This window comes from Leclercia sp. Colony189, from assembly GCF_009740165.1.
In the GTDB taxonomy this organism is placed as follows: domain Bacteria; phylum Pseudomonadota; class Gammaproteobacteria; order Enterobacterales; family Enterobacteriaceae; genus Enterobacter.
In genome coordinates this window covers 3,794,550-3,813,353 of the sequence record NZ_CP046557.1, presented here as the reverse complement: position 1 = coordinate 3,813,353, position 18,804 = coordinate 3,794,550, and the positions used below count along the sequence as shown (strand labels likewise).

Annotated in this window: 19 protein-coding genes; 3 read left to right on the top strand and 16 right to left on the bottom strand. The window is 58.8% G+C overall.

Features of this window, described 5'->3' with window-relative positions:
• Window positions 1-54: 54 nt before the first annotated feature.
• The gene (locus GNG29_RS18175) at window positions 55-285 is read right to left on the bottom strand and encodes a SymE family type I addiction module toxin (RefSeq protein WP_103180903.1); all 231 of its coding nucleotides are present in this window, start codon (window positions 283-285) and stop codon (window positions 55-57) included.
• Between the two features lie 189 nt (window positions 286-474).
• Between GNG29_RS18175 and GNG29_RS18170 the strand changes: the two genes are divergently transcribed.
• Window positions 475-819, top strand: coding sequence for a nitrous oxide-stimulated promoter family protein (locus GNG29_RS18170; RefSeq protein WP_156655512.1), 345 nt, complete (start codon window positions 475-477; stop codon window positions 817-819).
• 4 nt (window positions 820-823) lie between these two features.
• Here GNG29_RS18170 and GNG29_RS18165 read toward each other — a convergent pair whose 3' ends face one another.
• From GNG29_RS18165 to ascF, 6 genes are all read right to left on the bottom strand, one after another.
• Entirely contained in the window at window positions 824-2,056 is a 1,233-nt protein-coding gene (locus tag GNG29_RS18165) for an MFS transporter (RefSeq protein WP_156655156.1), read from the bottom strand.
• A 13-nt stretch (window positions 2,057-2,069) separates the two neighbouring features.
• Window positions 2,070-2,831, bottom strand: a complete 762-nt coding sequence (locus GNG29_RS18160; RefSeq protein WP_103180900.1) for an ABC transporter ATP-binding protein — start codon at window positions 2,829-2,831, stop codon at window positions 2,070-2,072.
• Window positions 2,831-3,868, bottom strand: coding sequence for an iron ABC transporter permease (locus GNG29_RS18155; protein ID WP_156655155.1), 1,038 nt, complete (start codon window positions 3,866-3,868; stop codon window positions 2,831-2,833). The genes GNG29_RS18160 and GNG29_RS18155 overlap by 1 nt, the downstream gene beginning before the upstream one ends.
• A complete protein-coding gene (locus GNG29_RS18150) occupies window positions 3,868-4,866 on the bottom strand; it encodes an ABC transporter substrate-binding protein (RefSeq protein ID WP_103180898.1) in 999 nt (332 codons plus the stop codon). Before GNG29_RS18150 ends, GNG29_RS18155 begins: the two co-directional genes overlap by 1 nt.
• Before the next feature lie 193 nt (window positions 4,867-5,059).
• Window positions 5,060-6,484: a 6-phospho-beta-glucosidase gene (locus GNG29_RS18145; RefSeq protein WP_156655154.1), complete on the bottom strand. Its 1,425-nt coding sequence runs from the start codon at window positions 6,482-6,484 to the stop codon at window positions 5,060-5,062.
• A gap of 18 nt (window positions 6,485-6,502) precedes the next feature.
• Complete coding sequence (gene ascF / locus GNG29_RS18140; RefSeq protein ID WP_103180896.1) at window positions 6,503-7,954, bottom strand: PTS cellobiose/arbutin/salicin transporter subunit IIBC; 1,452 nt, start codon at window positions 7,952-7,954, stop codon at window positions 6,503-6,505.
• Between the two features lie 244 nt (window positions 7,955-8,198).
• Between ascF and GNG29_RS18135 the strand changes: the two genes are divergently transcribed.
• Window positions 8,199-9,212, top strand: a complete 1,014-nt coding sequence (locus tag GNG29_RS18135) for a LacI family DNA-binding transcriptional regulator (RefSeq protein WP_103180895.1) — start codon at window positions 8,199-8,201, stop codon at window positions 9,210-9,212.
• Window positions 9,213-9,562: 350 nt separating this feature from the next.
• Here the strand turns inward: GNG29_RS18135 and norW are convergent, their stop codons facing one another.
• The gene (norW, locus tag GNG29_RS18130) at window positions 9,563-10,696 is read right to left on the bottom strand and encodes an NADH:flavorubredoxin reductase NorW (protein WP_156655153.1); all 1,134 of its coding nucleotides are present in this window, start codon (window positions 10,694-10,696) and stop codon (window positions 9,563-9,565) included.
• The gene (gene norV / locus GNG29_RS18125) at window positions 10,693-12,141 is read right to left on the bottom strand and encodes an anaerobic nitric oxide reductase flavorubredoxin (RefSeq protein WP_156655152.1); all 1,449 of its coding nucleotides are present in this window, start codon (window positions 12,139-12,141) and stop codon (window positions 10,693-10,695) included. The genes norW and norV overlap by 4 nt, the downstream gene beginning before the upstream one ends.
• A gap of 189 nt (window positions 12,142-12,330) precedes the next feature.
• On the opposite strand from norV, the gene norR reads away from it, so the two are divergent.
• Window positions 12,331-13,845: a nitric oxide reductase transcriptional regulator NorR gene (norR, locus tag GNG29_RS18120; RefSeq protein WP_103180891.1), complete on the top strand. Its 1,515-nt coding sequence runs from the start codon at window positions 12,331-12,333 to the stop codon at window positions 13,843-13,845.
• Here the strand turns inward: norR and gutQ are convergent.
• The 7 genes from gutQ to GNG29_RS18085 form a co-directional block, all read right to left on the bottom strand.
• Window positions 13,842-14,807, bottom strand: a complete 966-nt coding sequence (gene gutQ / locus GNG29_RS18115) for an arabinose-5-phosphate isomerase GutQ (RefSeq protein ID WP_103180890.1) — start codon at window positions 14,805-14,807, stop codon at window positions 13,842-13,844. The two genes, norR and gutQ, sit on opposite strands and share 4 nt — an antisense overlap.
• The gene (locus tag GNG29_RS18110) at window positions 14,800-15,573 is read right to left on the bottom strand and encodes a DNA-binding transcriptional repressor (protein WP_103180889.1); all 774 of its coding nucleotides are present in this window, start codon (window positions 15,571-15,573) and stop codon (window positions 14,800-14,802) included. The genes gutQ and GNG29_RS18110 overlap by 8 nt, the downstream gene beginning before the upstream one ends.
• A gap of 63 nt (window positions 15,574-15,636) precedes the next feature.
• Window positions 15,637-15,996: a transcriptional regulator GutM gene (gutM, locus tag GNG29_RS18105; protein ID WP_103180888.1), complete on the bottom strand. Its 360-nt coding sequence runs from the start codon at window positions 15,994-15,996 to the stop codon at window positions 15,637-15,639.
• 98 nt (window positions 15,997-16,094) lie between these two features.
• Entirely contained in the window at window positions 16,095-16,874 is a 780-nt protein-coding gene (srlD, locus tag GNG29_RS18100) for a sorbitol-6-phosphate dehydrogenase (RefSeq protein ID WP_103180887.1), read from the bottom strand.
• Window positions 16,875-16,888: 14 nt separating this feature from the next.
• Window positions 16,889-17,251, bottom strand: a complete 363-nt coding sequence (srlB, locus tag GNG29_RS18095; RefSeq protein ID WP_103180886.1) for a PTS glucitol/sorbitol transporter subunit IIA — start codon at window positions 17,249-17,251, stop codon at window positions 16,889-16,891.
• Between the two features lie 12 nt (window positions 17,252-17,263).
• On the bottom strand, window positions 17,264-18,223 hold the full coding sequence (locus GNG29_RS18090; RefSeq protein WP_103180885.1) for a PTS glucitol/sorbitol transporter subunit IIB: 960 nt from the start codon (window positions 18,221-18,223) through the stop codon (window positions 17,264-17,266).
• Entirely contained in the window at window positions 18,220-18,783 is a 564-nt protein-coding gene (locus GNG29_RS18085; protein ID WP_103180884.1) for a PTS glucitol/sorbitol transporter subunit IIC, read from the bottom strand. The genes GNG29_RS18090 and GNG29_RS18085 overlap by 4 nt, the downstream gene beginning before the upstream one ends.
• Between the last annotated feature and the right edge of the window lie 21 nt (window positions 18,784-18,804).

The window sequence follows — 18,804 nt, the reverse complement described above, 5'->3', positions numbered from 1 at the left end:
ATTACCGCTATTGTCGCATGAAAAAATGGCCCGGCGCAGCAAAATGTCACCGCCTTAGTCCGGCTCTTCGCCGACCAGCTCAATCACCAGTTTTCCTTGTTCAACCAGCACCCGTACCCGGGAATGGGTTTTAAAACCGGCCTCTTCCAGCCAGTCGCCCTTTAAACTCAACGCGGCGTGTACGCTGTAGCGGGTCGGGATCTTGGTCTTGCGATCCTCATGACGCTTTCTGAAATACCCCACGGTGAGCTGGCGGCTGGGTCTGGAAATGCTGATATCTGACATAGAAACTCCTTTTTCTCAGGCAAGGATCAGGTGATAAAAATACCTGTATAAAATGCCAGTAAAATGAACCTGAGACAAACGCAGAACTGCGAAGCGTCTTCAGAAAACGAAATGTAAAATATGAAATCGGGCTGAAATTCCCGATTTAAAAAGGTATTATGCATGCAACTTATTAGTGAGTATCAGGCTATGGCAGGAAAACGGATCGCGCGCGAAAAAGAGACCATCCGTAAGATGATCGCGCTCTATGAAAAGCAGTGCCCGCAGGCATCTAACGAGGCGGGGCATTACGCAGCGCTGAATGCGTATGCCGACAAGCGGCTGGATAAATGCGTGTTTGGTGAAGAGAAACCGGCCTGCAAGCAGTGCCCGGTCCACTGCTACCAGCCCGCTAAGCGTGAAGAGATGAAGCAGGTCATGCGTTGGGCGGGGCCGCGCATGCTCTGGCGTCACCCGATTCTGACGATTCGCCATCTGATTGACGATCGCCGCCCGGTGCCCGAGCTGCCGGAAAAGTACCGCCCGAAAAAGTAACCTCTCAGGTGCGCGGCCTGCGCATCGGGCGGCAGATTGCCACCATAGCAATTGCACTGCACAGCGGGAATACCGCCAGCACCAGCCACGGAACGATCGCCCCGGTGGATGGCGTCAGCGCCCGATCGAGCAGATCGCCGAGCAGTAAATTTCCCGCCAGCACCGCACAGCCCCCAGCGGTAGCCAGTGCGCCATAGTGCGCACCCAGGGTCGATTCGCTGGCAAACCATGGCACCACATCTTTTCCTGCCGGTACCAGCAGCATCTGCCCGGTGGTCAGCAGGGTGACAAAACAGGCCGCAGGCAGCAGCCGCAGTAACCCCGTGCCCGGCGGCGAAGAGGCAAACAGCGCGACGCTCAGAAACGCGGCGGCGATAAGCAGAAAACCCACCGGCAGGACCCGCACCGCGCCCACCCGACGGGCAAAACGCGCCAGCGGAAGCTGAAAGAGGATCACCAGCCCCGAGGCCAGCATAAACAGCGGGCCAAGATCTTTCTCGCTGCCGCCAGCACGCTGGATCTCCACCGGGAGCGCCAGATAGAGCTGGTTATAGCTCAACAGCCAGCTGCTCCAGGCGATGATAAACGCCACGAACCGCGGCTGGCGAAAGGTGGTCCACCAGGGGGTGATATGCAGCGGCTGGTTTTTTGCTGAGCCTGAAGGTAAACAGAAGAACAGCACTATCAGCGCCACCACGAAGACCGCGGCCCCGGCCAGCGCCACCTGACGAAAACCCAGGCCGGTGAGCAGGGCACCCGCGACCGGGCCCAGGACGGCCCCCAGCTCGCCACATACCGCAAAGAGGGCGAACCACTCGGCGCGGCTGCGTTTTCCCTGCGCCTCGCTGCGGGTTCCGGCTTTAGCCAGTAAGGCTTCGATGGAGGGGGAGAAGAGCGCGCCCCCGATCCCGGTGAGGCACGCCCCGGCAATAATGACCGGCAGGGTGTAACCAAAGGCCAGCAGCAGATAGCCCACCACCCGTACAACGCAGCCGCAAAGAATAATGATGCGCGCGCCGTAGCGGTCGGAGAGAGCGCCGCCAACGATAAACATCCCCTGCTGGGAGAAGGTCCGCAGCCCGAGCACCAGCCCGATAACGCCGCCGGAGAGCAGCATATCGTCGCGTAAAAAAATCGCCAGGAAGGGGACGACGGCATAAAAACCAATATTGAAAACAAACTGGCTGCCCAGTAAGACGGGCGGCCAGAGTTGCGTCGCGGGGCGAATGGATAGCACCTGTTATTTTGCCTCAGACGAGGAAGTGAATATGTTTTTTGCCATGATCGGGGGAGAGCTCAATGCGGGTTTTCACCCGGAATATCTCCCACAGCAGCTCTTCGGTCAGGATCGCCTGCGGCGTACCGCTGGCGACAACGCGCCCTTTTTGCATCACGATCAGCGCATCACAGAACATAGAGGCGTGGTTAAGATCGTGAATGGCGACGATGCTGGTGACCGGCAGCTGGCTAATCAACTGCATCAATTGCATCTGATGGTGAATATCCAGGTGGTTAGTGGGTTCATCCAGCAGGATCTCGGTTGGCATTTGCGCCAGCGCCCGGGCGATGTGCACCCGCTGGCGCTCGCCGCCGGAGAGGCTCAGCCAGCCCTGCTCGCTATGATGCAGCATATCCACCGTCTTCAGCGCCTGGTTTACCGTTTCGTCATCCTGCGCCGTCCAGCCGGAGAAAGGGGAGTGGTGCGGAATACGCCCCAGCTTCACCACATCCCGCACGCGCATGTTGGCGTCGGTCATGCCATGCTGTTCCACAAAGGCTACCCGCCGGGCGAGCTGCTTTTTCGGGATGCCACTGATGCTTTTGCCATCCAGCGCGACGGTGCCGCTATGGGGGCGACGTAACCCGGCCAGGATCCGCAGCAGCGAGGATTTGCCGGAGCCGTTTGGCCCCAGCAGGCCGACGGTCTGCCCCTGGGATACTGCCAGCGAGACATTGTCGACGATGACCTTTTTACCCACCTTCCAGGTGATATTTTCAGCAGTGATGCTCATCACTTATTCCTTGAACGGTAGATAATCACAGCAAAGAACGGGACGCCCACCAGCGCGGTAACGACGCCCACCGGCAGGCTTTGCGGAGCGATCAGCAGGCGTGAGGCGATATCCGCCAGCACCATCAGGATGGCACCCGCCAGCGCGCTGGCGATAAGCAGCGTGCGGTGCAGCGGACCAAAGAAGAAGCGCATCATGTGTGGCACCACCAGGCCGACAAAGCCGATGGAACCCGCCATGCTGACGATGGTGGCGGTCATCAGTGCGGTAACGATGAACAGGATCAGCCGCACCCAAGGGACGGCGATCCCCAGCGAGGCGGCGGCATCATCGCCAAAGGTGAAGGCGTCGAGCGCCCGGGCGTACCAGAGGCAGACAGCCAGACCGACCAGCACCGCGACCAGCACCATCTGGAACTCGGGCCATCTCACGCCGCTAAAGCTGCCCAGCAGCCAGAACATCACGTCGCGCGCCTGCTGGGCGCTGGCCGAGGTGCTGACGGTCCAGGCGGTGATGGCGTTAAACAGTTGCGAGGCGGCAACCCCGGCAAGGATGGTGCGTTCACTGCCGCCGCGGGCACCGTTCGTCAGCAGGGCCACAAACGCGAAGGCGGTAAACGCCCCGGCGAAGGCCCCGGCGGAAAGCGTCACGGTACCGCTGCCAATGCCCAGCACGACCACGGAGACCGCCCCGGTTGACGCCCCGGCGGAGACCCCCAGAACGTAAGGTTCGGCGAGGGCGTTTTTCAGCAGGCTTTGCAGCACCGCGCCGCAGATAGCCAGACCCGCACCGCAGCAGGCCGCCACCAGCGCCCGGCTCAGGCGAAAGTCCCAGATCACGCTCTCATAGATGCGATTGAGCGGCACCTCGGTTAAGCCCATTTTATTGGTAATGGCGTAGAACACGCTCTGCAGGGGGATCGACAACTCCCCCACGCTGACGCCAAAAGCGATAACCAGCAGCAGCGCGACCACCGCCAGGAAACCCGAAGCTGGCAACAGCCAGCTCAGGCGGGTCTGTTGTACTACCGCGGTCATTAATTCAGTTCCATTTTTCTGAGCTGTTCACCAATCTGCTCCGCGCCGTAAAGGGTGCGGATGGTCGGGTTCATCGCCTGGCCGTCCATCACCACGATGTGGCCTTTTTTCACCGCGTCGAGCTGGCTGACGGCGGGATCGCTTTTCAGGAATTTGATTTTTTCCTCGGCGTTATCCAGCGCCCAGCGGTTGCGGTCGAGGCTGGAGACCACGATCACGTCCGGGTTGGCCGCGATAATGCTTTCCCAGCCGACGGTCGGCCATTCCGTTTCAGAGGTGATGGCGTTGTGGCCACCCAGCACGTTAGCAATAAAGCCGGAGGCGCTGTTTTTACCGCCGACGTAAGCGTCAGAAGAGGGGGAGGAGCTGGAGAACCAGAAGACAAATGAGAGATCTTTCTTGTTTTTGCTGAACTCAGCCCGCAGGTCGGCTTCACGCTTTTTGAAATCGGCAATCAACGCCTGGCCGCGATCTTCGACGTTAAAGATTTTGGCGAAATCTTCAATCTCTTTATACAGGAAGGTCATATCCCAGAGCTTCTGGCGGCTGCCGTACATATCGCCGATATCTTTTTTGGTGGCGCACATGCCCGGCGACATGTAGCTGTTGACGCCGACGGTGGCCAGATCTTCGCGTTTGGCGACTTTACTCTCTGGCCCCAGTAGCAGCGGCAGCTGGGCCGGAACGAAGTCCGGATTTTGCGCAAGGATAGACTCCAGCGTCGGGATCTCAACGGTCAGCAATTTAACTTTTTCATTCTTTTCAGCGAGTTCAGGTAGCACTTTGGTCGGCCAGAAGGCGCTGGCGGCAACCTTATCCTGCAGGCCCAGCAGTAAGAGAATTTCTACGGTGTTCTGGCCCAGTGCCACCACGCGCTCTGGCGCTTTGGTGAAGGTCTCTTTATAGCCGCAGTTCTCGATCGTCAGAGGGTAGGTGGTTGCAAAAGCAGAACCGGCTGTCGCGATCAGCAAGCCTAATGCACTGATGATCTTTTTCATGAAACGCTATCCTTCATTAATTTATTGATGACAGCCCGGGAGCATGGCTGAGAATGAATATCATTTATTATGGCGGGGTTTTATACAATGATATATTCACGGTGTCAATGAACGATAATAACGTCATGAAATTATTGGGTTTCATAGGGGATTTGTAGGCCGGGCAAGCGTAGCGCCGCCCGGCGAAGGGGGGTTAATCTAAATCTGCACCATTGCTGGCAATCACTTTCTTGTACCACCAGAACGATTTTTTGCGTTTGCGTTCAAGGGTGCCGTTGCCCGCATCATCACGATCGACATAGATAAAGCCGTAGCGCTTGCTCATCTCGCCGGTGGAGGCGGCAACCAGATCGATGCAGCCCCAGCTGGTGTAGCCCATCAGCGGAACACCATCTTCAATGGCGTCGCCCATCGCGCGGATATGCTCCCGCAGGTAGCTGATGCGGTAATCGTCGTTAATCTCACCGTTGGCGTCCATCTCATCCTTCGCGCCTAAGCCGTTCTCCACCAGGAAGAGCGGCTTCTGGTAGCGGTCGTACATCATGTTCATGGTAATGCGCAGGCCCAGCGGGTCGATGCCCCAGCCCCACTCGCTGACGTCAATATGCGGGTTACGCAGGGATTTCACGATATTGGCCGCGCTGGTGTTGTTGGCATTCATATCCGCCGAGGCGCAGCGCGAGGCGTAATAGCTGAATGAGACAAAATCGACGGTGTGTGTCAGCAGTGCGTCATCACCCGGATCTTTGACAATCACCACCCCCTTTTCGCGGAACACGCGAGCAGAGTAGGCCGGGTAGCGGCCACGGGCCTGGACGTCGATAAAGAACAGGTTCTCACGATCTTTTTCTAATGCCGTCCACACATCTTCCGGTTTGCAGGAGTAGGGGTAGAAGTTACCGCCCGCCAGCATGCAGCCCACCTGGTTTTGTGGGTTCACCTCGTGGGCAATTTTGGTTGCCAGCGCGCTGGCAACCAGCTCATGGTGGGCGGCCTGATACTTCACCTGATCCTCATTTTCACCTTCCTCAAACACCAGCCCGGCACCGGAGAAGGGGCTGTGCAGCATGATGTTGATCTCGTTGAAGGTGAGCCAGTATTTCACCAGCCCGTTAAATTCTTCGAAGCAGGTGCGGGCGTAGCGGGCAAAGAAATCGACCATCTTGCGGTTGCGCCAGGAGCCATACTCGGTCACCAGATGCATCGGCACGTCAAAGTGGCAGAGGGTCACCAGCGGTTCGATATTGTACTTTTTACACTCCTCGAACACGGCCCGGTAAAAGGCAATCCCTTCTTTATTAGGCAGCGGTTCGTCGCCGTTTGGGTAGAGACGGCTCCAGGCAATGGAGGTACGAAATACCGTGAAGCCCATCTCGGCCATTAAGGCGATATCTTCTTTATAGCGATGGTAAAAATCGATCGCGTCGTGGCTGGGATAGAACTCATCGTCACGCAGCGAAAAGCGTTTTTCCTTGCCGACCTTCACCGCCAGGCGGTTTGCGCCGTGGGGGATCATATCGACGGTGGTCAGGCCCTTGCCGCCCTCGCGGTATGCGCCTTCGCTCTGGTTAGCGGCCAGTGCGCCGCCCCATAAAAATCCTTGTGGAAAAACTGACATTCTTACCTCGCTATAAATTTATGCTTGTGCTGCTTTGGCCTGAACCGGTGCGGATTGCAGCGCACGCGCTTTTTCTGCTTCGTCTTCTACCGGGATATCTTCAAAGCCCAGAATCAGGGTCAGCACGAAAGAGAGCACCACGGCCAGGGCCATGACTCCGAATACCCAGACGATGGACATCGGATTGGCCGGGTCGAAGAACTGGACGCTGGTAAACAGGCCCGGCGCCGCCATCGAGTGGCTGGCCAGCCCGGCGATCCCGGCCACGGCGCCGCAGATAAAGCCGCTGATCAGGCTCGCAATTAAAGGACGTTTCAGACGAACCGCCACGCCATACAGCGCCGGTTCAGAGATCCCGGCCATGATGGCGGAAGCGGCCGCGGCCAGCGCCGTCTGGCGCAGTTCCGGGTTTTTGGTTTTCCAGGCGACCGCCAGCGACGAACCGCCGAGGGAGAGGTTGGCGCCGATTTCTGACGGCATCACCATCCCCTCTTTGCCCGTTTCGGCAATGGTCTGAATGATGGTAGGCGTAAAGACGCGGTGCATCCCGGTCATCACCAGCAGCGGCCACAGCGCGCCCATGATGGCGACGGAGAGCCAGCCCAGATAGCCGTGAATGGTGTAAACCAGCGCGGAGATGCCGCTACCGATCCAGATCCCCAGCGGCCCAATCAGGACGATGGCGAGTGGGGCGGCAATCAGCACGATCAGCATTGGCTTGAGGAAGTTTTTCGTCACCGCCGGGGTGATTTTGTCCACCCAGCGTTCGATATAGGACAGGCACCAGGTCATCACCAGCGCCGGGATCACCGTATAGGTATATTTCACCGCCGTCACCGGCACAAACGCGAACTCAACGTGCTCGCCCTGCGCCGCTTTCGCCATCAGCTCAATAAAACTCGGGTGGACCAGCACGCCCGCAATAGCGATCGCCAGCGACATGTTGGTTTTGAATTTCACCGCCGCAGAGGCGGCCACCATCAGCGGCAGGAAGAAGAACGCGCCGTCGCCGATGACGGTCAGGATCGTCAGCGTCGGATCGCCTTTGGTCAGCACGCCGCTCATCTCGAGGATCATCGCCAGCAGCTTGACCATTGAACCGCCGATGATCGCCGGGATCAGCGGTGACATGGTGCCGATCAGGGCATCAAGAATGCCCGCCCCAATGCGTTTCAGGGTCAGCTTTTGCGGCCCCTGGGGCGCGGCAGGCTGCATGTCGGCGGGCAGCAGGTTGACCACCTCGCGGTACGCCTGGGAAACGGTATTGCCGATGATCACCTGGCACTGGTTGTCGTTGCGCACGACGCCCAGCACGCCGCTGATGCTTTTCAGCGTCGCGCTGTCGATCAGGCTCTCGTCTTTTGCCACGAAGCGCAGACGGGTCATGCAGTGGGTGACCGCGACGATATTTTCTTTGCCGCCGAGCGCGCTGACAACGGCATTCGCCAGCGCAGCATAATTTTTGGCCATCGGGTTGTATCCTGTTTTATCAGTAAGGTACGTCTTCATCGGGGTGAGCGATGAAACTTATATAGGAAACCGGTTCCACAAAATCATGAAGAGTTTCCTGGAATCTAACAAGATCACGTTTTAGCCATTTTTTAAATTCGTGATGGCGATCACCTGGCGTGTTAAAAAGCGTGTGACAGACGCTGCGACAATTTTCACGCGGTGCAGTACACTGCCGCTCACGGGATTAAGACGGAACAGATGCATGACCACGATGCTGGAAGTGGCGAAGCGGGCAGGGGTCTCGAAGGCGACGGTTTCCCGGGTGCTTTCGGGCAATGGCTACGTGAGCCAGGAGACAAAAGACAAGGTTTTTCAGGCGATTGAAGAGAGCGGGTATCGGCCTAATTTACTGGCGCGTAACCTGGCGACCAAAAGCACGCAAACCCTTGGGCTGGTGGTGACCAACACCCTCTACCACGGGGTCTATTTCAGCGAGCTGCTGTTCCATGCCGCCAGAATGACCGAAGAGAAGGGACGTCAGCTGATCCTCGCCGACGGTAAGCACAGCGCCGATGAGGAGCGCGAGGCGATTCAGTACCTGCTGGATATGCGCTGCGATGCGATCATCATCTACCCGCGTTTTCTCAGCGTTGATGAGATGGACGAGATCATCCAGAAACACGCCCAGCCGGTGATCGTGCTTAACCGCCGCCTGCGTAAAAACAGCAGCCACTGCGTCTGGTCAGATCATAAAGCCTCCAGCCAGGCGGCGGTATCGACCCTTATCGAGCAGGGCCACCGCGATATCGCGTTTATCACCGGATCGCTCGATTCCCCCACCGGGATCGAACGCCTTTCCGGCTACAAAGAGGCCCTTGCTGCGCACCGCATTCCGCTACGCGAGTCGCTGATTGTCGAGGGTAAATGGCACCCGGCCAGCGGCGCGGCAGGGGTGGCGACGCTGCTGGCGCGCGGCGAGCATTTTACCGCGCTGGTGGCGAGCAATGACGACATGGCGATCGGCGCCATCAAGCAGCTTCACGACAGTGGGGTCGCCGTGCCGGAGGCGGTGTCGGTAGTGGGTTTCGATGACATTGCGATGGCGCCCTACGTGGTACCCTCCCTCTCCAGCGTGCGCGTACCGGTGACAGAGATGGTGAAAGAGACCATCAGCCGTCTGATCTTTATGCTCGATGGTGGGGACTTCACCTTCCGGCAGACCTTCGCCGGAGAGTTGATGCTGCGTGATTCCGTCATCCCCGGCCCGCACCACTGATTTACAGGGCAGCCAGGCACAAGTAAAGCCGAGTCGGCCGCCCGCGGTCAGCGCCATATCCTGCACGTTTTCCAGGGCGTTGAGCGGTGATGGGCTGAGACAGCGCCAGCGAAAAAAGAGGTTCATGCTTCCTGACCTGTCTGAACCAGGCGGCAAGCCAGGTTATTTCCTGGGTGAAGTTTGCCATGTGTCGTCTCCGGTGAAGGAGTAGCGCAACAGTGTAGGCCGGAAAACAGGCTTAAAACCTGACGCGGTTTCATCACTGTTCCGCATTAAAAAAGCCCCGGGCACCGGGGCTGCGAAAGGCAAAATCTGACAAGCATACAACGAGTAGAACAAGAGTTTGAGGGTTAAACAGGTAAGGCTTTCAGCAGGGCGAAGGCCTCCTTCATACGATCTTCGCTGACCACAAAGGCGCGCAGATTGCCCTCGTTGTCGGCCCCTTTCGCCACCATCCCCTGGGCTTCGATGGCGATCTGCCAGTTCAAATCCTGGCGCTGGGTTTCGCCTGCCAGGTGCAGCGGCAGTTCCGGCGTTTTGACCTTCACCAGCATCGCAGGCAGTTTCAGTGGCGTACTGGCCCCGAGCAGATTCTTCGCCAGATACATGGCGCTTAACTGGATCGGCTGCAGGAACGGCAGCACCTGACCGTTAATTTCGGCGCAGTCGCCCAGAGCATAAATATCGGGCCGGGTGGTTTGCAGATAGCTGTCGACCTTTACCCCGCGATCTGTTTCTGCACCGGCCCGCTGTGCCAGCCCGATTTCCGGGCGCAGGCCAGTGGCGGCAATCACCACATCGACTTCAAGGCAGCGATCCCGATCCAGCAGGGCGCAGATCCCAGTGTCGGTTTGGGTCAGGCTTTGCAGCTGGGATTTCAGCAGCAGATGCACCCCCATATCGGTCAGCCGGTGTTGTAAGCGACTGCTCACTTCGGCGGGCATCAGCGCTGAGAGAATGCTGGCGGAATGGTCAACCAGGGTGACCTCTTTCCCGGCCCGGCAAAAATCCATCGCCAGTTCGCTGCCGATAAGACCTGCGCCAACAATCATCACCCGTCGGGCGTCACGCAGGGTGCTTTCGCAGGCCCGGTACTCCGTCTGGCTGTTCAGGGTCAGCATCAGCTCGCGGCCTGCAACCGGCGGCACAAAGGCCGAGGCTCCGGTTGCCAGCACCAGTTTGTCATAGGACCACTGCTTGTCTTTCCCTTTGACCACGTGGGCTGCGGCGTCGATGTCGGTGACCCAGGTGTAGGGAAACAGGCGCAGGTTAAACTGTTCGGCAAACTCTCCCGCCGTCTGGCGGGTGAGGTCGTCGGCCTGCTGGCGCTGACTGATAACGTGGCTTAAGTCTGGCTTGTTGTACTCATCCATGCTGTCCGCTGCAATAAGCGTCAGCGGGACGTTCGCATCCTGTTTACGGATGTTTTTCACCAGCTGGCGGGCGGAGAAGCCCGAGCCGATGATGACGATACCGTGGCTCATTTTGCCTCCGATGCCAGTTCTTCAAATACATCTTTACCAAGGGAACATTCCGGGCAGAGGAAGTTGTCCGGCACGTCGCTCCACGGGGTACCTGGCGCGACGTCCTGCAGCGGCTCGCCGAGGGTTGGATCGTAGATCCACTGGCATACGCTGCACTGCATGCAGGGGCCGAGGTCGGCGGTGGTCTCTTCGACGCTGGCGCTTTCTTCCGCCTGAGCGGCAGGTTTCACGCTGGCTTCAGGCAGCGGAGCGAGCGCCCACTGACGGGCAATATCGCGACCATGCTGACGGCAGACTTCCAGCGCATCGAGATCCGGGCGCCATTTGGCCTTCAGGCTCATGGACATCTCAAAACCGGCATCCTGCAGGCGGGTGGAGAGACGATCTACCGCGCCGCCGCTCCAGCCGTGGGAGCCAAAGGCGCTGGCACGTTTGTTACGGAAGCGCAGGCCGGTCATCTCTTCCACCAGGCCGGCAATTTTCGGCATCATCACGTTGTTCATGGTGGAGGTACCCACCAGCACGCCTTTTGAGCGGAAGACGTTCGTGAGAATGTCGTTTTTATCGCTGCGGGCGACGTTAAAGATTTTCACCGCCACGTTCGGGTCAACTTCATTAATGCCCTGGGCGATGGCGTCGGCCATCATGCGGGTATTGTTGGACATGGTGTCGTAGAAAATGGTGATGCGGTCTTCCTGATAATCCGCCGCCCATTTCAGGTACAGCTCGACGATCTGCGTAGGGTTATCACGCCATACCACACCGTGAGAGGTGGCAATCATATCCACCGGCAGGTTAAAGCCGAGGATCTCGGTGATTTTTGGCGTCACCAGACGGCTGAACGGGGTGAGGATGTTGGCGTAGTAGCGCTGGCACTGCTCAAAGAGTTCGGCCTGATCCACTTCGTCATTGAACAGACGTTCGTCGCAGTAGTGCTGGCCGAAGGCGTCGTTACTGAAGAGCACCGCGTCGCCGGTCATGTAGGTCATCATGCTGTCCGGCCAGTGCAGCATTGGGGTTTCCACGAAGATCAGCTGTTTGCCGTTGCCGATATCCAGAGAGTCGCCGGTTTTCACCACGTTGAAGTTCCACTCCGGATGGTGGTGATGGCCGGTGATGGAGTCGATGGCGTTGGTGGTGCAGTAGATCGGGGTGTCCGGGATGCAGGACATCAGCTCGGTCAGCGCCCCGGCATGGTCCTCTTCCGCATGGTTAATGATGATGTAGTCGATATCGGCCAGGTCGATTTCACTGCGCAGGTTCTGCACGAACTCGCGGCTGAATTTATGATCGACGGTATCGATCAGGACGTTTTTCTCTTCCCGGATGAGATAGCTGTTATAGCTGCTGCCGCGCAGCGTTTTGTACTCCGTTCCGTGAAAATCACGTACTTCCCAGTCACGTTGACCAACCCAATGAATATTGTTTTTAACCAGAATAGACATAGCAACCTCAACTTAATACAGCGCAATTAAATGAAAGATGTCATGCCTAGTGCAGGGTGCGTGCCAACTTTTTAAGTTATTAATTTTTAATGGTTTTAAAAATAACCGCACTCTTGTGGTAGTCAATTTGACTGTGTCTGGTATAGTCAATATGACACTGCGTATTGTCAAAATGACAACGAGGCGAGAATGAGTTTTTCTGTAGAGGTGCTGGCGAAAATCGCCATTGAATTGCAGAGCGGCATCGGCCATCAGGATCGCTTTCAGCGGCTGATCTCCACCCTGCGTCACGTGCTGGAGTGCGATGCGTCGGCGCTGCTGCGCTACGAAGGGCGGCAGTTTATCCCGCTGGCGATCGACGGGCTGGCGCAGGATGTGCTGGGGCGGCGCTTCACCCTTGAAGGCCATCCGCGGCTGGAGACCATCGCCCGCGCCGGGGATGTGGTGCGCTTCCCGGCCGACAGCGACCTGCCCGATCCCTACGACGGGTTGATCCCCGGTCAGGAGAGTCTGAAGGTGCACGCCTGTATCGGCCTGCCGCTGTTTGCCGGGCAGAACCTGATTGGCGCGCTGACCCTCGATGGCATGTCGCCGGACCAGTTCGACACCTTCAGCGACGAAGAGTTGAGGCTGATTGCCGCCCTGGCCGCCGGGGCGCTGAATAATGCCCTGCTGATTGAGCAGCTCGAGAGCCAGAACACCCTCTCCACCCGCCCGACGGGGTTTGAGCAGGTAAAAAGCACCGAGATGATTGGCCTCTCGCCGGGCATGATGAGCCTGAAAAAAGAGATTGAGATTGTCGCCGCCTCCGACCTGAACGTGCTGATCGAAGGGGAGACCGGCACCGGTAAAGAGCTGGTGGCCAAAGCCATTCACCAGGCTTCTCCCCGGGCGGTGAATCCGCTGGTCTATCTCAACTGTGCCGCGCTGCCGGAAAGCGTGGCGGAGAGCGAGCTCTTTGGTCACGTCAAAGGGGCGTTTACCGGGGCCATCAGCAACCGCAGCGGCAAGTTTGAGATGGCCGATAACGGCACGCTGTTCCTGGATGAGATTGGCGAGCTGTCGCTGGCGCTGCAGGCTAAGCTGCTGCGCGTATTGCAGTATGGCGATATCCAGCGGGTGGGCGATGACCGCAGCCTGCGGGTCGACGTGCGGGTGCTGGCCGCCACCAACCGCGATCTGCGTGAAGAGGTGCTGGCCGGGAACTTCCGCGCCGATCTGTACCACCGCCTGAGTGTGTTTCCGCTTTCGGTGCCGCCGCTGCGCGAGCGTGGCGAAGATGTGGTACTGCTGGCAGGCTATTTCTGTGAACAGTGCCGGTTGCGGATGGGGTTATCCCGGGTGGTGCTAAGCCCCGGCGCCCGGGCGCATCTGCTGAGCTACGCCTGGCCGGGCAACGTGCGCGAACTGGAACATGCCATTCACCGGGCGGTAGTACTGGCCCGGGCGGCGCGGGCAGGGGATGAAGTGGTGATCCACGCGCAGCACTTTGCTCTGCATGATGAGAGCACACCCGTGGTGACGCCGGAGACGCCGCGCGTTGAGAATCAGAACCTGCGTGAGGCGACGGAGGCGTTTCAGCGCCAGATGATTGTCCGGGCGCTGGAGCAGAACAGCCGCAACTGGGCGGCGAGCGCGAGGGCGCTGGAGACGGACGTCGCCAACCTGCACCGGCTGGCGAAACGTCTGGGTCTTAAGGGTTAGAGAATGCCTGCCTGGTAGAAATCCTGCAGGTTGATGGCACCGCACAGGCGGCCATGGCTATCCACCACCGGCGCGGCGGTGATTTTGCGCTTCATCAAGAGCTCTTTGGCTTCAATGGCGCGGCTGTCGGCATTCAGCGTCAGGCCACCGGCGGTCATGGCGTTGCTGACGGCAATCTCCAGTTTGCCGCCGCTCACCAGCCAGCGGCGCAGGTCGCCGTCGGTGAAGACCCCTTTGACCTGCTGGACATCATCACAGACCGCCACCAGCCCCAGTCCGGTACGGCTCAGCTCCAGCATCGCGTCCATCACGCTGGTATTCAGTTTCACCTGCGGGATAGCCTCGTCGGTGCGCATCAGGTGGTGCACTTTATTCAGCAGGCGTGCTCCCAGAGCGCCTGCCGGGTGCGAGCGGGCAAAATCCTCTTCATTAAACCCGCGGGCCTGCATCACCGCCATCGCCAGCGCATCGCCCATCATCAGCGTGTTGACGGTGCTGGAGGTCGGCGCAAGGTGCATCGGACAGGCTTCGCGCTCCACCGAAATATCCAGCGTAGCGTTGGCGGCCAGCGCCAGCGGCGAGCGGGACTTGCCGGTCATCGCCAGCAGCGCCACCGATTTTTCCTGCAAACGCGGGAGGATCAAATCCAGCTCTTTTGCCGAGCCGGAGTAGGAGATAAAGAGCAGCACGTCGCGACTCTCAATCATCCCCAGATCGCCGTGCAGGGCTTCAGCAGGGTGGACAAAAAAGGCGGGGGTGCCGGTGCTGGCAAGGGTCGCGGCAATCTTCTTGCCGATATGCCCGGATTTGCCGATGCCCGAGACGATCACCTTCCCGTCGCAGTGAATAATGGTATTGGCTGCGCGAACAAAATCTTCCCCCAGACGGTCCGGCAGGCGGCTGGCCTCCTGCAGTTCCAGCATCAGGGTCTGGCGACCCGCGTTTAACAGAAAATCACTCATCACGCTCTCCGGTTACAATCACGTCGATTCCTTTCTCTTCCAGCGCTTTCTTAAACGCCGGATCGATGCCCGCGTCGGTAATCAGCTTATCGACGCTCTCCAGGCTACAGACAATATTCGGGCTTTTACGGCCAAACTTTGACGAGTCCGCCATCAGGATCACCTCCCTGGCGGCATTGCACATCGCTTTACTGACGCTGAACACTTCATTGAAGGTGGTGACGCCCGCGTTGAGGTCGATGCCGTCGGTGCCCATAAACAGGCGGTCGAAGCTGAAATGGTCGAAGGCGTTCTCCGCAAGCTGGCCGTGAAACGAGGCCGACTTTTTGCGGAAGGTGCCGCCGGGCATCAGGATGGTTTGTTCATTGTCGAATTCGGAAAGGGCGTTGACGATATGCAGGCTGTTGGTCATCACCGTGATGTTATTGAAGCGGCTCAGCATTGGCACCATCTGCAGAACCGTGCTGCCCGCATCGAGGATAATGGAGTCGCCGTCATGGATAAATTTTACCGCGGCGTCAGCGATTAACGCCTTCTGATGGGTGTTGATGAGCGTCTTGTGATCGATAGGCGGGTCGGCCTCGTCTTTATTCAGCACCACGCCGCCATAGGTGCGGATCACCGCCCCGGCGTTTTCCAGGATCACCAGATCCTTGCGGATTGTGGTGCCGGTGGTATCAAAGTAGTGGGCCAGATCCTCAACCGAACATTTTCCCTGTTTTTGCAAATGGTCGAGTATGGCCGCCTGCCGCTGGCGGGGTTTCATAGGCGTTGAGTTCCTTAGGTTGCGAAATGATAATTTCGCAAGCTTATAACGTTCACAACGAAATTATCCATGTTTCAATTTAAGCGCTAATGATAGTGCATCTTGACAGAGCGAATCATTGGGAAAGATCACATCGGGCTCTAATTCCTGCAACGCGGTGCCGTTAATCGCTGCAATTTTCACCGGTCGGGCAAAGACCGTCAGCCCACGCATCATCAAGGAGTCACAGACCCGGTGGTTATCATCCAGCGCAATGGCGACAATCACCCGCGGCTTAAAGCGACCGCCGGAGCGGCCCACGCCCACGCGCCCTTTCTGGCAAAGGGCGTCAAAGGCGCGGTTAAAACGATGGATTTGCCAGCCGCCGAGTGCCAGCTGGCACAGCCAGGCGATAACAGCGACGGTGATCAGGGTGGTGACCATGTTTAGCTCCTGTGCTATGGCCGGGCGGCGATACGCTTGCCCGGCCTGGGGTTCGGGGTTTGTAGCCCCGGTAAGCGCAGCGCCCCCGGGGAATGAACTCAGAACATCACCTGCCCACCGGTGACATTGATCGACTGCCCGGTGCAGTAAGAGGCTTTCGGGCTGGCATAAAACAGCAGCATATTCAGCACGTCCTGATAGTCGCAGCCGCGCTTCAGCGGCACTTTATCGATGTAGTATTGCTCCACCTGATCCTCATTAATGCCAAGTTTGGTGGCGTACTGCGGCAGCAGGGACTGGAACATCGGCGATTTCAGCAGGTTGCCGAGCATCAGGGAATGCACGGTAATGCCATATTCCGCCAGATCCAGCGCCAGGGACTGCGTCAGCCCCACGCCGCCGAACTTGGCCGCGCTGTAGCCGGAGTTGTGCTTGCTGCCCACCTTGCCGGATTTGGAGTTGATCTGAATGATGCGCCCGGCAATGCCGTCGCGGATCATCAGGCGCGAGAACTCCCGGGCGCAGAGGAAATAGCCCACCAGGTTCACCTGCAATGAACGGTCGAAATCCCCCAGCTCCACATCGCTGATAAATGCCGCTTTGGCGATCCCGGCGCTGTAGACCAGCAGATCGGTGCGGCCAAAAATCTCGTCCACGCCGCGGGCGAGAGCCAGCACGCTCTGCTCGCTGGTGGCGTCAGCGCCAAATCCCCAGGCCATCCCGTTACCGAATTCGGTATTAATGGCGTCCGCCACGCGGGCGGCCTTTTCACTCTGGATATCGACTACCGCCACGCGGTAACCCTCTGCGGCAAGCCCACGGCAGAGGAACTCCCCTAAGGTTTGTCCTCCACCAATGACAACGGCAACCTGACTCATATTTCTCTCCTTAATTACGCAACAAATTTTAATGTGCAGCCTGGGGTAACAGCCTGTGGAACCGGGCCCGCCACGTGAACCGTGCCGGGGTACTCCGCCTGGAGCCGACCATCGAAACGCAGGGTGATGTGGCCCAGCTCGCGCAGGTTTTGTTCGGCCACGTCGCCCACGGCGGTGACGGCATAGCGCGTTTCGCCCAGCTCCAGCTCGCTTCCGACCTTCAGTTCGCCATTGAGCTCCCCGTGGCAGTGGATAAAACAGAATTCCTCAATATCTGCCGGGGCCCCTTCACGAAAGGTGATCAGCATCTGGTCGCTCAGCGCATCCGGGGCGCTCTGGCCGATGCGGGTAATGGTGGTCTGGTAAATCACGGTCATCAGGAATTCCTCTTATTGATAAATAAAGCCGGAGACGAACCAGGCGATCAGCACCGTTGGCGCACCAGTCAGGAAGCGGCTTACCAGCACCGAAGGGACGCCGACGCGTACGGTCTCCTGGCGCGCTTCAGCCAGCGACAGCCCCACCGGGATAAAGTCACAGGCGGCCTGGGCATTAATGGCGAACAGCGCGGGCAGGGCGAGGTGCGGGGGAATATTGCCCAGCCCAATCTGCACGCCAATCAGTACGCCAATGACCTGGGCGATGACCGCGCCGGGACCGAGGAACGGCGACAGCAGCGGGAAGGAGCAGATCAGCGCCAGGGTCACCAGCCCGAGCGGATGACTGGCCAGCGGAGCCAGGCCGTGGGCGATCCAGTCCCCCAGCCCGGAGGCCATGATGATGCCGATCAGCGCCGAGACGAAGGCCATGAACGGCAGGATGGTTTTCAGCACCGTATCGATGGTGTCGCGCCCGGACTGGAACAGGACCGCAACCGCAGAGCCCATTCCCATCCCGACTTTTGCCAGCAGACCGTCGCTCTGCTCGGTGATCTTCTTGCTGGTGTCATATTCGCGCGGCGCGTGCTTTTTGGCTGGTGCAGCCCCGTCTACCAGCGTGATGTTCTCTTCTTTTACGCCTGAGACGTAAATGTCCTCCACGATATGCTGCGCCAGCGGGCCGGATTTCCCCGTCGAATGAATATTGACGGTGGGAATGCGCCGTTTCGGGTAGATGCCGCAGCGCAGGGTGCCGCCGCAGTCGATCACCGCCACGCCGATCTCCGCTTCCGGCGGCTCGCCCTCTTTAAAGCCGTCCATCGCTTCCCAGCCGGTGAGTTCGCGCAGCTTGTCGACGATAGCCGGGCGGGTGCCCGCGGTGATGTAGACGATTTTTTTGCCTTCGGTGGCGTCGAACTCCAGCGGGCCGCCCCAGCCACCCGTGCCTTTTTCAATGCGGATCCGGCTCATGCTGTGGCTCCCTTAAGCTGGACGTTCTGTTCAAGCTGAATGCCCATCTTCTTTTCGAAAATGGCGGTGGTGAGATCGGTCACCCAGCCGCGGAAGAAGTTAGTCACCAGGCCGACCACCAGGTAGCTCACCGCCAGCGGGCCGAGCGGCAGGCCGAGGGTGGTCAGGCCGCTGGCGATCCCCAGATAGACAAACAGCTCGCCCGGGTTGATATGCGGGAACAGGCCGTTCATGGAGTGGCAGCTGTAGGATGCTGCCGCGTAGTAGCTCGGCTTGTAGCGTTCGGGCATAAAGCGCCCGAGGCTCAGGGTCATGGGGTTACAAAACACAAAGGTGCCAATGCAGGGCAGCAGCAGATAGCGGGAAAGGGGGTTACCTGCGCAGCGCTGGGCCAGCTTTTCAATCCGCTGCTGGCCGATAAAGTTGATCAGCGCATTCATGATCACCAGCAGGCTGATCAGCAACGGCAGAATGCCGGTGACCATGCTGGTAAAGACTTCGCCACCTTTCTGAAACAGCCCGATAAACCACTCGGCGCCATGGGTGATGATTTCTATCATTATTTTCTCCTGTAGGGTATG